Origin of the sequence: Clostridium cuniculi (genome assembly GCF_004353185.1) — a bacterium.
Taxonomy (GTDB): domain Bacteria; phylum Bacillota; class Clostridia; order Clostridiales; family Clostridiaceae; genus Clostridium; species Clostridium cuniculi.
On the sequence record NZ_SMUS01000007.1, the window covers coordinates 73903 to 87356 of the forward strand.

The following is a 13454-nucleotide window of genomic DNA, read 5'->3' on the forward strand; positions in this document are numbered from 1 at the left end:
TCAAAAGTATTATAATATATTTTATATTTATTAATTTTAATATAAATAATAAAATTATATATAAAACTTATATATTGGAGGTATTTTCATGTATCTTTTAAAAAAGGATGACTATATTGGTATCGTAGCCTGTTCCAATGGTCAACCATTAGCTAATAAGAATAAAATTGAAAACTTATTATTACAATTAAAAAATTTAAATTTAAATCCTATTTGCAGCGAATATATTTATGAAATTAATTCACCTTTTAATGGTTCTGCTAAAGATAAAGGAAAAGCTTTTATGAATTTATATAAAAATAAAGAAATAAAAGCAATTTTTGATATTTCAGGTGGTGATTTAGCCAACGAAGTTTTAGATTATTTGGATTATGATTATATATCTAAAAATCCTAAACCATTCTTTGGTTATAGTGATTTAACTACAGTACTAAATGCTATTTATTCTCAAACTAACAACCCCGTTTATCTTTATCAAATAAGGAATCTTATTTATTCTGATAGTGAAAATCAAAAATCTAATTTTACTAATAGCTTATTCAATAATAAAAATGATTTATTTAATTTTTCTTATAAATTTATTCAAGGTTCTAAGATAGAAGGAACTGTTGTAGGTGGAAATATTCGTTGTCTCTTAAAATTAGCAGGTACTAAATATATGCCTGATTTTACAGATAAAGTTTTATTTTTAGAAAGTATGGGTGGTGAAGCTGGGCTTATGTCTGCCTTTTTAAATCAACTTAAACAAATGGGCATCTTTGATAAAATTCAAGGTTTAATACTAGGTACTTTCACTAAAATGCAGGAAAGTAATATCTCTCCTACTATCGAAGAATTAGTAGTAAAAATAATAAATAATCCTAATTTACCTATTGCTAAAACAGAAGAAATTGGCCATGGAGCTAATTCTAAATGTATTGCTATAGGTGAAAATATTACTCTTCTGTAAAAGAAGACAAATAATGGTAAGGTATTGATTTATACCTTACCATTATTTAACTAACTCTTTAATTTTTCCACTTTCAACTTGTTTCTTATAATTAAGAGGGCTAACCCCCACATATTTTTTAAACTTACTATGAAAATAATCAATATTTTTATATCCTACTTTTTCACAAACTTGATATACTTTAAGTTTATCTTCCATAAGTAGCTTCTTAGCTTGATCTATTCTTATAGTGTCTAAGTAAGTATTAAAACTCATTCCTGTATTATTCTTGAAAACCTTTCCTAAATAAGCACTATTATAGTTAAATATTTCTGCTAAAAGCTCTAATTTTAAATCGGTATAATAATTATTTTCAATATATTTAACTATTCTCTTTATAGATTTATCTGAAGAATTAAAAGAAATAACTTTTGAAATACTAATTAATCTTTTTTCTAAAACCTCTATAATCTCTTGTAAACTTTCAGTGCCATATATCTCCTTTATTATTACTTCATTATCTAAAATTAAACTTCTATCTACTTCATAATCATTTTTAATTTTATCATAAAACTCTAAGCAACTTTTCGTAATTAAAATTTTAATTTGATCTTCAGTATAAAATTTTGATTGAATAACTTCCTTTAAACTTTTTAATAGCTCCTTAATTTTAATATTTTCTCCAATTTCCACATAAGTGAAAATCTTATTTATAATATCCATCTCACCAACTAAAAATTCCATTTTACTAAGCTCACTTACTCTTTCAGCAGTTAATATACTCTCTTCTAAAAATAGAAACTTAGTTTTCATCAATTCATTTGCTGTAGTATAAGATAAAATAATATCATCAATACTATTAACCTTTTTTCCTACGGTTAAAAATATTTTTCCATTTAAAGATTTACTAAGTTCATTACTTACACTATTTAATATATTAAGCGAATGACTACTATTAAAATCACAAAATAATATTGCTACTTTGTTCTTAATCTTACAAACCTCTACTCCATCAATATTATTTAATCTATTTTTTACACAGTTTTCTAGTTCTATTAAATTTTCATTTTTTGTTTTTTCATCATAATTAAATACTAATGCTACTGTATAATTTGAATAATCTAAATAACTTCTAACCTCCTCATAATCATCTACCTTTTTGCCTAGCATAAGCTGAGATAAAGAATATTCCTTAACATATTTTTTTTGAATCTCAATATTTCTAATTTTATTTTTTTCTTCTTCTATTTCATTTTTTAAATTAATAACTATATCATATAGTTCATCTTCATCTATAGGCTTTAACAAATAAGATTTTACACCATATTTAATAGCCAGCTTTGCATATTGAAAGTCTGAATATCCACTTATTATTATAAACTTTCCTTTAAACCCATTCTCTACACTTTCTCTAATTACATCTACCCCTAATTTTCCTGGCATTCTTATATCTATAAGAACTAAGTCAGGATTTAAATCACATATCTTTTTATACGTATCATCTCCATCAGTACCTTCTCCACATATATCAAATCCACACTCACCCCAGGGAACTATATTTTTTATCCCTTCTCTTACATATGGCTCATCATCTGCAATTAAAACTTTTAACATAAATCCTCATCCCCCTCAATAGCTGGTAATACTAACACTACCTTTGTACCTACATTTAACTCACTAAATACATGTATTCCATATTTATCACCATAAAATATTTTTATTCTTTCATTTATATTTCCCATTCCAATACTTTGATGTCCATTTTCCTTTTTATTGGTTTTTCCTAAATTATCATTAATAAATTCTAATCTCTCTCTAGACATACCACAACCATTATCAGATATTTCAACTAGAAGATATCCAAAATCCTCAAATGCACTTATAATTATTTTCCCTTTTTCCTTTGTACCCTCTAAACCATGAACAAAAGCATTTTCTACAATTGGTTGCAATAATAATGGTAGTATATTATATTTTTTTGCATTTACTTCTATATTAAACTCATGTTCAACCTTACCTTTAAATCTTAATTCTTGTATTTCTAAATAATTCTTAACTAACTCTAATTCAGATTCGAAGGAAACATTTTGATTACTAACTTCTAAGTTTCTTCTCATAATTTTACCTAGTTTTTTTACTATACTTGCAAGCTCCCTATCTCCACTACAAAAAGCTCTCATTCTAATAGTTTCTAAAGTATTATATAAAAAATGTGGATTAATTTGACTTGCTAGCATTTTAAACTCAGCTTCTTTTTGTTTAACCATTAATTTTTCCTGTTGAATCTTTCTAATATATACTTCATCAATTAATTTATTTATACTTTCCATCATTATATATAAGTCATCATAAACTTCTGAAATCTCATCATTTCCATCCATGCTCTTTTTAATATTGAAATTTCCTTTAACAACTTTATGCATTTCACTTCTTAATATATTTATTCTATCTGAGAAATTTTTAGAGAAATATAATATTACAATTAATGAAGACATTATGGCAACTCCAATTATAAGTATACCTTTATTAATAACAGTACTTGATTCCATAGTTATTATATCCACTGGAACATTTACTAAGACTTGAAATGTATTATTAAAAGACTTATCTAATTTAAATGTATTTAAAATTAAATGATCTCCATTCTCATTAAACTCTTCATTTATCTCATAATAATAACTTGCTTCAGCTTCACTTCTCCCTAAATCTGCAATTTCTCCAACTTTAAGATCGTTTGAATATATAACTCTACCATCTACTAATATGCTTGTCTTATATCTCTCATCGTTAACTATATCAGCTAGATAATTAGGATTTATACTTATTACTAATACACCTATATGACCTCTAGAAGTTGAATTAATTGCTCTAACAAGAGATAAACTATAATTTCCTGTTGTTTCATCTTTTTTGTATAGCCAAGTTATTATTCCTTTATCTTCTATTGCCTTCTTATACCATGAGCTTTCTCTAATCTCATCTGTAACTTTAAATATTCCTGTTGCACTTAATAGGGTATCGTTATCTACATACATCTCTACACCATTAAACTCATTATAATACTTTAAATAATCTCTTAATATAGTATACTCATTATATGCTGATACAACTTGTCCGTAATTATCATATTCTCTTTTTAACATTGAATGTAAATTATCATCTTGATAAATCATATCTGAAGTATTTATTGCTAATTTTAATACTTCTTCCATTCTAGACTTAACAGAATTATTATTATACCGTCCCTCTTTTATTGCATTTTCTACTACTATATTATTCATTCTAGATATTAGATATACTCCAACTATAAGTACAGTAACTATTACTATAGATAAATATGAAATTATTAGTTTAGTTCTTATTTTCATATTGTTAATTATATTTTTTATTAACTTCATTTCTCAATACCTACTTATAAATTCTTTCTAATTACCTACATTAATTGTAAATTCTACATATTACTTTCAATATATCACATTTCTTTTGTAATTGTATACATAATTTAAAATTTTATTATTTTTTATTTTTAATATATAATTTTTAGTGTATTATTAATCAAATTATTATAGTATTTTTTATTTTATTTTTATTGTAAACTATACATTAATACTCATTTTAAAGCACAAATAATCCCCACTTTAAATAAAGAGAGAATGTGAAAAGTATTAAAGCTAATCACATTCTCCTTTCTATTTTAATCTATAAGTTTTTCCTGCAACTGTATCTATTTCTATAAAGTCATTAATCATTGAACCTTCAAAACTTTTATCAAACTTAACTTTACACTTTCCTCCAACAGTAGATGTTATAGAAAAATTAGTTACAATACTATCTCTCCATTTAAAATCAACTATAAATCCACCTCTTGCTCTTATTCCTTTAACGCTTCCAGATGACCAACTAATAGGAATTGCAGGTAATATTTCTATAACTTCATCATGACTTTGAATTAGCATTTCTGCTATTCCTGCTGTGCCACCAAAGTTACCATCAATTTGAAATGGAGGATGTACGCAAAATAGATTAATAAATGTCAACTTCTTTAATAATACATGTAAATATTTATCTGCTAACTCTGCTTCTTTCAACCTTGCATAAAAATTAATTATCCATGCACAACTCCAACCAGTATGCCCTCCACCTTTGCTTAATCTTCTTTCTAATGTTTTTTTACTTGCTTGAAATAATGATGAATTTTTTCCCTCTGTAATTTCCTTTCCTGGATAAAGAGCAAATAAGTGAGACATATGTCTGTGTCCAGGTTCATATTCATCAAAATCTTTAAACCATTCCTGAACTCCCCCAAACTTATTTATTTTATACTGCGGAATTCTTTCTATTGCTTTTATTAAAGTGCTCTTAAATTCTTTATCATAATTTAATATGTTAATAGCAGATATACAGTTATTAAATAAATCTCTTATAATAGCAATATCCATTGTAGACATTATACTTGCACAACATTTTCTTCCCTCTTCATCCAAGAAATTATTTTCCGGAGATGTTGATGGACATGTAACTAAATTTCCATTTTTATCTTCAATTAAATAATCTAATATAAATGTTGCTGCTCCCTTCATAATTGGATATGCTTCATTTCTTAAAAAATTTATATCTCTAGTAAAATCATAATGTTCCCAAAGGTGTTGACACATCCATGCTCCACCCATTGGCCAGAATCCCCATTCGCTACTTCCACCTACAGTACTAGAATATCTCCATAAATCAACATTATGATTTGTAGTCCATCCATTACAATTAAACATTGTTTTAGCTGTCTTTGCTCCAGTTATACTTAAATCACTTAACATATTTAAAAGCGGAGTATGACATTCTGATAAATTACAAACTTCTGCTGCCCAATAATTCATTTCAGTATTAATATTTACTGTATAATTACTACTCCAAGCAGGTCTTAAATCTTCATTCCAAATACCTTGTAAATTTGCTGGCTGACTTCCACTTCTTGATGAACTTATTAAGAGATATCTTCCATATTGAAAATAAAGACTTATTAGTCCTAAATCCTCATCATTAAGTCTAAGTCTTTCTAATCTTTCATTTGTTGGTATATCACTAAAATCATCATCACCTAAAGAAAACTCTACTCTTCCAAAAAGACTTTTATAATCCCTTATATGATCTTTCAAAATTTCTTCATAGGATTTATCTTTTAGCTTTTCTAATTGTGTTCTACATAAAAGCTTCTCATCTTTTCCTTCAGTTCCCGGCTCTTTATTAAATCCATTAAAGCTTGTATTAGCAACTATTATTAAAGTTACATCAGTAGCATTTTCTATATTAAGTATTCCATTACTTACACTAATATTTCCATCTTTAATTCTTGATTTTAATTGAACTTCAAATCTCATTCCAAGTTGTCCATTTTCATCATAAATAATTGCATCACCTTCGTTTACATAGCCTGGTAAAGCTTTTATAGGTGTTACTCCCTTTAATGCAATAATATCCTTATCTAATTGATAAATTTCTGATTTTAATAAACTTTTCAAAGTAGCACTAAAGCTTATACTTTTTTCTTTATCTGAAGTTAACTTAATTATTATTGCATTATCTGGTGCTGAGATAAAAACTTCTCTTTTATAATTAATTTCATTTATATTGTATGTTATAGTTACTTTTGCATTTTCTATATCTAATTCTCTTTTGTATTCTTCATATTTTTCTATATGATTAAACCTTAAATTTAAATCACCAAGTGGAGCATATGATTCAGTATATCCTGATAAGAGCTTATTATTCATAAGCTCTTGGGCATCATAATATTTTTCACTTAAAATTAAATTTCTTACTTCATCTAAATAGTCAATAGCCTCATAATTGTTTTTATCTACAGGAATACCTGTCCACAATGTATCTTCATTTAATGCAATTCTCTCATTATATACATCTCCTGAAACCATAGCACCTAATCTACCATTCCCAAGTGGAAGAGATTCTACCCATTCTTTTGCAGGCTCTTTATACCATAACTTTAATTTATTACTCATAATTCTTACCCTTAAAATTTATATTTTGATTTAATATTAATACATTCTTCTAAATTAATTTTAGTACAAGAACTACCAACAAGTATATTAAACTTACCAGGTTCTACTATCCATGACTTTTCATCTTCACTATAAAATGCAAAAGCCTTTTTATCCAACGTAATAGTTACCCTTTTACTTTCACCTGGCAATAAAGAAACTTTCTCAAATCCTTTTAATTCTAAAGTAGGTCTTTTTAAACTTGATTCAACATCTTTAACATAAAGCTGAGCTATTTCTGCACCCTTTCTATCACCTATATTTGTTAAATTAAATGATACTTCAGTATTTATTTCATCCTTTTCTTCAATGACATTTACTCTTATATCTTCATATTTAAATTCTGTATAAGAAAGACCATGACCAAATGCAAATTGTGGTTCTACATCATTACTTACAAAATATCTATAACCTACAAATATACCTTCATCATATCTTACCTTCTCTCCCCCTGGGAACTCTCCAATACTGTGTGCTGGTGAATCCTCTAATTTTTTAGGTATTGTAACTGTTAATTTTCCTGAAGGATTTACATCTCCAAATAACACTTCTGCTAAAGCTCTTCCCCCTTCCATTCCATTATAAGAAACGTTAACTAGAGCCTTACAGTTATTAACCCAAGAGCTCATATCAACTGGAGAACCTGCTGTTATAACAACTACAGTATTTGGATTTACTTCTAATAAACTATTGATAATTTCATCTTGTTTATATGGTAATTTCATATCAGTTTTATCATTACCTTCACTATCTATATTTATAACCATGTTTTCTTCTTTTGATGAATGAAGAGCATTTTGGAATAATGAAAAATCTTCTTTTGTATGTTTTAATCCACCAACAAAAATAACAATATCGCTATTTTTAGCTAATTCAATAGCCTCTTCCTTTACTGATTCCCTTTCATTTAAATCATGAGTATACCCTTTAGCGTAAGATACTTCTGCATTTCCACCTAATAACATCTTAATTCCCATTAATGGTGTTACTTCATATAATGACTTAACTTCAGCAGATCCCCCTCCTTCTGAGTGTCTTATATTAGCATTTTCCCCTATTACAGCAACTTTTTTCACCTTCTTACTTAAAGGTAAAACATTTTCTTCATTTTTTAATAAAACTACTGCTTCTCTTGCTATATCAAGAGTTTTTTGTCTACTTTCAGAACTATTATATTCTCCACTTTTTCTATCTTCAGAAAAAATATTTAATCTATACATTAACTTTAATATTTTTCTAACTTTTTCATCTATTAATTCTTCTTTTACTTCACCTTCTTTAACTGCTTTAATTAAAGGGTTAGCAAAGAAATACTCATCAAAATTATCAGTTACAGACATTTCAATATCCATTCCAGCTTCTGCTGCAAGTTTCGTATTACTTATAGCACTCCAATCGGATACTAATACACCATCATATCCCCATTCTTTTTCTAATACATCTCTAAGTAACCACTTATTATGTGAACAATGTAACCCCCAAAGTTTATTATAAGCTGACATTATTGAGTAAGAATTTCCTTCTTTTACTGCAGCTTCAAATGCAGGTAAGTAAATTTCTCTAACTGCTCTTTCATCAATTACAACATCTACATTTAATCTTTCAGTTTCTTGACTATTAACTGCAAAGTGTTTTACACATGCTGCAACATCATTTTCTTGCACACCTTTTATATAAGGTACTGCAAGTTGTGCTGTTAAATATGGATCCTCTGACATGTATTCAAAATTTCTTCCTCCTAATGGACTTCTAACTATATTAATTCCTGGAGCTAAAATTATATCTTTTCCACGGCCTCTAGCTTCTTTTCCTAAAACATTTCCTTCCTCATAAGCTAACTCTCTATTCCAAGTGCAAGCTAGTGCAGAAATGGAAGGTAAGTATGTTACATAATCATCACTATTTCCTACTGGTACCCAACTTGCATTAGGAAACTCATTTCTTACTCCCATTGGTCCATCTGACATATATAATGATGGGATTCCTAATCTTTCTACATTTCCACTTCTAAATAACCCTGCAGCATGAACCATGGCTACCTTTTCTTCTAATCTAAGTTCTGATACTATTTCTTCTATCTTTTCATAATTTATTTTTTCTTTTTCCATACTTAAACTACCTCCAAATTTTTTATATAAAATTTAAGAGTTAAAGATTAAGGATAAAGCTGAGCCCAGCTTTATTTTTCCTCCTCAACCTTTAACTCTCTCTAAAAATTATTTATTAAGTTCAGCTTAACAAAATTTAAATTTTGAGTTTTACTTAAATATTGCAAAGTATTCTATTTGCAGTTGGTATTAACTTAATTCCCTTTTCAGTTAATTCAACACTTGCCCCTTCTACATTTGGCACTTCTGTAATTCCTCTAAGTATTATTGAATAAGAATCCTTAGCCTCAACATTAAACTCAATTGTGTTTTCATTTCTTAATGCTGTAGCATTTAATACTAATTCTCTTTCTTTATTTAATACTTCTACATTGGCTACTTTTCCATCTACTAATTCAAATACTTCTAAAGAAACATCTTTTCCAAAATCATAATCTGGAACTGTATTATTAGCACCTACTGCAATTATACTATTTTCTTTAACCATCATTGGAATACTTAAATATCCGTGCTTTTCAGTTATCCATCTTCCGCCTTCATGCTTTTCTCCAGTTATGAAGTTTGTCCATGTTCCATGTGGTAAGTAATACTCTGCAATACCCTCTTCATTAAATATTGGTGCTACTAATATTGAATCACCTAACATATATTGTCTATCTAAATATCTACAAGCTGGATCATTTTGATTTTCTAAAATCATAGCTCTCATTGTAGGAATTCCTTTTGTAGCTGTATCATTTGCTGTTTTAAATAGATATGGCATTATGCTACATTTTAAGTTTGTAAAGAACTTAACTACATCACAAGATTCTTCATCATAAAGCCATGGAACTCTATAAGAAGTACTTCCATGTAATCTACTATGTGATGATAAAAGTCCAAATGCTGCCCATCTCTTATAAACATCTGGTGTTGAAGTACTTTCAAATCCACCAATATCGTGACTCCAGAATCCAAATCCTGAAAGACAAAGTGATAATCCTCCTCTTAAGCTTTCTGCCATAGATTCATATTCTGATGTACAATCTCCACCCCAGTGCACAGGGAACTGTTGTCCACCAGCTGTAGCTGATCTAGCAAATAGAACTGCTTCATTTTCACCTTTTACTTCTTTAATTACATCAAATACAACTTTGTTATACATTTGTGTATAATAGTTATGCATTTTAACAGGATCAGAACCATCAAAATAAGTGCATTCTACTGGTATTCTTTCGCCGAAGTCAGTTTTAAAACAATCTACTCCCATTTCCATTAAATCTCTTAACTTATCAGCATACCATTTACAAGCATCTGGATTAGTAAAATCTACTATAGCCATTCCTGGTTGCCACATATCCCATTGCCATACGTCTCCATTTGGTCTCTTTATAAAGTATCCATTCTCTCTACCTTCTTCAAATAACGAAGATTCTTGAGCTATATATGGATTAATCCAAACACAAATTTTTAACCCTTTTGCTTTTAATCTTTCAAGCATAGCTTTTGGATCTGGGAACACCTCATTATCCCATTCAAAGTTACACCAATTAAAACCTTTCATCCAGAAACAATCAAAGTGGAATACATGAAGTGGAATATCTCTTTCTGCCATTCCATCAACAAATTGTGTTACAGTTTTTTCATCATAATTAGTTGTAAATGAAGTTGTAAGCCATAATCCAAATGACCATGCTGGTGGAAGTGCTGGCTTACCTGTTAATGAAGTATAGTTTTCTAAAACTTCCTTCATATCATCTCCAGTTATAATAAAGTAATCTAAAGATTCTCCTGGGACACTAAATTGTACTTTTGTAACTAATTCAGAACCAACTTCAAATGATACTCTTTCTGGATGATTTACAAATACTCCATATCCTTTATTAGTAATATAAAATGGTACATTTTTATAACTTTGCTCTGTACTTGTACCACCATCTTCATTCCAACAATCTATAGATTGTCCATTCTTAACAAATGGAGTAAATCTTTCACCTAACCCATATACAGCTTCACCAACTGATAAGGATAATTGCTCTCTCATGAAAGTTTCAATACCTTCATTACTTAAGAATTGTCCACCTTCTTCTTTATAATAAGCTGAGCTTCTATTTGCACTCTTAGTTAACAATTTATTTCCATTAAAGAATTCCATACTAAAGAAATCTTTATTTATATTAACTTTTAAATCTCCAGACTTTACTGTAATAATTTCATCATTTTCAGTTATTTCTGGTTTAAAATTATTATCTTCATATATTTCAAATTCTGGACCATTATTTTGAGTTCCCATATAATGATAAGCTCTTATTCTTAATATATTTTTCATTGGAGAAGATATTTTATAAGTAATAACTGGCCCTCCAAGTGTATCTCCTCTATGATTTATTCTGTTACATGGAGCATGAAGTGTTAAAAGTTTTTCCTCTATCTTACTACTATAAACTTCTTGTGGACTATATCTAACTATTCCATCTTTATTTAACCAACATCCATTACTGAATTTCATTATTTTCACTCCTTATGTTTATATAATATTTCTTTATAACTTAATTATAAGAGCGACCTTTGTAATCGTATACCATAAAAATTTTATATATTTTATTGTAATAATTAGTGCTTTATATAGCTTTTCATTAATAGTAAATAAAAAAGGAGCTATATTGCTCCTTTTTTTATTTACTATTAACTAATTCCATAATTCAAGTCTTTCTTTAGTTAAATTAGTCATTTGCTCATTAAGTTCATCAACACCATAACTCTTTAATGTTGCTTGTATTTCATCCCATGCCTTATCAAAGTCTTCTGGTTTTCCTAAAATAGCTTGTGTTACTGCTTGTTGAATATAATCATCACATTTTTGTTGTATTATAGATATATCGCTATCACTAGGAATAGTATATTGCCATACTTGTCCATGCTTAGAAATTCCTAATTCTTCTGCAGAAGGGAACATTTCTGTAAAGTCATCAATCCCATATCCAGCTAACGTTTCTTTTTGAGCATCATTATAGTTTGCAATAACATTTTCTATAGTAGTAGTAGTATAAGAATTACCAGTTGAATCTACAGCTCCAACTCCTCTTTGTGGGAATGGGTATACATATGCACCTATACCAGTTTTCTTACTAAAGTCAGGATCTGTATTTTTTTGTTCTTGAACTTCTGGTAATAGTTCTCTCTTACCATCTTCATTTATAGTGTAATGCTCACCTTCAATACCCCAGTTTAAAAGAACTTGTGCTTCATCAGATGCCATCCAATCAAGGAATTCAAATGCTCTTTCTTTATTTTCACAGCTTTCTGAGATTGCAATTCCCCAACCTCCACCAAATCCGTAGTTCTTAAGAGATTGATCTTTATATTCCTCACTTACTGTAACAGGTAATCTTGCATAAGTTGAACCTGCCTTACCTTCTGAAAGTAATGTCTTTTCAGCATCACTATAATCCCAAGCAGCATCAGATAGTCCTACTACTCTTCCTGAAGAAATCTTAGCTTTATAAGTATCTTCTTTTTGAGTAAATGATTCAGGGTCTAATAAACCAATATCATTCATGTGATTTAACCATTGGAAGTACTCTTTTATTTCAGGTAATGTAAATTTATAAGTAGTTTCTCCTGTTTCATCATCAACTTTAAATTGTCCATCATCTGGAATTCCTAATGCTGCAGATGCTATGTTACCTGTAGTAATTAACCATCTCCAGTCACTTGCCATTAATGATAATCCTATCCTCTCTTGTCCATCTTCAGTTGTTGGATTCGCTTCTATATAAGTCTTTATAGCTTCTTCATAATCATAAATAGTATTTATTTCAGGATATCCTAATTCTTTTAGTACGTCATGTTGAATTTGTAATGTTCCACCTGGTTCATATACTTCTGCACTAACTCCATAAGTACCTACAGTATATATAGAAGGATCATCTGCACTTGCTTTAAGTCTATCTAATTGATCTCCATATAAGGCTTTTAAATTATCTCCCTTTTCTTCTATCATATCATCAAGCTTAATGATAGCTCCAGCATCAATCAGTTTACCAGTATCCCCTTTAGCATATATTAAATCTGGGTATTCTCCACTAGCTATCATCAATGGAATTGCTTGTGTATCTCCAGCTACTGGATGTGTTATCTCTAATGTTACACCTGTTAATTCCGTTATTTTCTTTGCAACCTCATCAGTAAAATCCCAGTCTTCATTTAAATCACAATTAAAAAATGTTAATGTAATTGGTGTTTTATCCATTCCATCAAGTATTGGCGTATCACTACTTGCTTCTTCAGACTTCTTTCCACAGCCTACAAAACAAGTTACTGTTAACGTTATCGCCATAACCAATGATAATAATTTACGTTTTTTCATATTTTCTCCCCCTAAATTAC

The 13454-nt window shown here is 28.6% G+C and carries 7 protein-coding genes; 1 reads left to right on the forward strand and 6 read right to left on the reverse strand.

All coding sequences use genetic code 11. The annotated features are described in order from the left end of the window. The first annotated feature begins 88 nt into the window (after positions 1-88). Positions 89-949 carry a S66 family peptidase gene (locus EJJ37_RS04870; RefSeq protein ID WP_133014470.1) on the forward strand — a complete coding sequence of 287 codons (861 nt, stop codon included), beginning with the start codon at positions 89-91 and terminating at the stop codon, positions 947-949. Positions 950-991: 42 nt separating this feature from the next. Here the strand turns inward: EJJ37_RS04870 and EJJ37_RS04875 are convergent, their stop codons facing one another. From EJJ37_RS04875 to EJJ37_RS04900, 6 genes are all read right to left on the reverse strand, one after another. Next, entirely contained in the window at positions 992-2542 is a 1551-nt protein-coding gene (locus tag EJJ37_RS04875; protein ID WP_133014471.1) for a response regulator transcription factor, read from the reverse strand. Then, entirely contained in the window at positions 2536-4326 is a 1791-nt protein-coding gene (locus tag EJJ37_RS04880; protein ID WP_133014472.1) for a cache domain-containing sensor histidine kinase, read from the reverse strand. Before EJJ37_RS04880 ends, EJJ37_RS04875 begins: the two co-directional genes overlap by 7 nt. A gap of 291 nt (positions 4327-4617) precedes the next feature. After that, positions 4618-6939 (reverse strand): glycoside hydrolase family 95 protein, encoded by a 2322-nt coding sequence (locus EJJ37_RS04885; RefSeq protein ID WP_133014473.1) that lies wholly within the window; start codon positions 6937-6939, stop codon positions 4618-4620. An 11-nt stretch (positions 6940-6950) separates the two neighbouring features. Continuing rightward, positions 6951-9086 carry a beta-glucosidase gene (locus EJJ37_RS04890; RefSeq protein ID WP_133014474.1) on the reverse strand — a complete coding sequence of 712 codons (2136 nt, stop codon included), beginning with the start codon at positions 9084-9086 and terminating at the stop codon, positions 6951-6953. 154 nt (positions 9087-9240) lie between these two features. Beyond that, entirely contained in the window at positions 9241-11574 is a 2334-nt protein-coding gene (gene yicI, locus EJJ37_RS04895) for an alpha-xylosidase (RefSeq protein WP_133014475.1), read from the reverse strand. Positions 11575-11754: 180 nt separating this feature from the next. Next, positions 11755-13434 (reverse strand): ABC transporter substrate-binding protein, encoded by a 1680-nt coding sequence (locus tag EJJ37_RS04900; RefSeq protein ID WP_133014476.1) that lies wholly within the window; start codon positions 13432-13434, stop codon positions 11755-11757. Positions 13435-13454: the final 20 nt, after the last annotated feature.

Bases quoted from the DNA above. Each gene is read 5' to 3' on its own strand.
- EJJ37_RS04870 (WP_133014470.1), top strand. From the start codon at position 89: ATGTATCTTTTAAAAAAGGATGACTATATTGGTATCGTAGCCTGTTCC.
- EJJ37_RS04875 (WP_133014471.1), bottom strand. From the start codon at position 2,542: ATGTTAAAAGTTTTAATTGCAGATGATGAGCCATATGTAAGAGAAGGG.
- EJJ37_RS04900 (WP_133014476.1), bottom strand. From the start codon at position 13,434: ATGAAAAAACGTAAATTATTATCATTGGTTATGGCGATAACGTTAACA.
- EJJ37_RS04885 (WP_133014473.1), bottom strand. From the start codon at position 6,939: ATGAGTAATAAATTAAAGTTATGGTATAAAGAGCCTGCAAAAGAATGG.
- EJJ37_RS04890 (WP_133014474.1), bottom strand. From the start codon at position 9,086: ATGGAAAAAGAAAAAATAAATTATGAAAAGATAGAAGAAATAGTATCA.
- yicI (WP_133014475.1), bottom strand. From the start codon at position 11,574: ATGAAATTCAGTAATGGATGTTGGTTAAATAAAGATGGAATAGTTAGA.
- EJJ37_RS04880 (WP_133014472.1), bottom strand. From the start codon at position 4,326: ATGAAGTTAATAAAAAATATAATTAACAATATGAAAATAAGAACTAAA.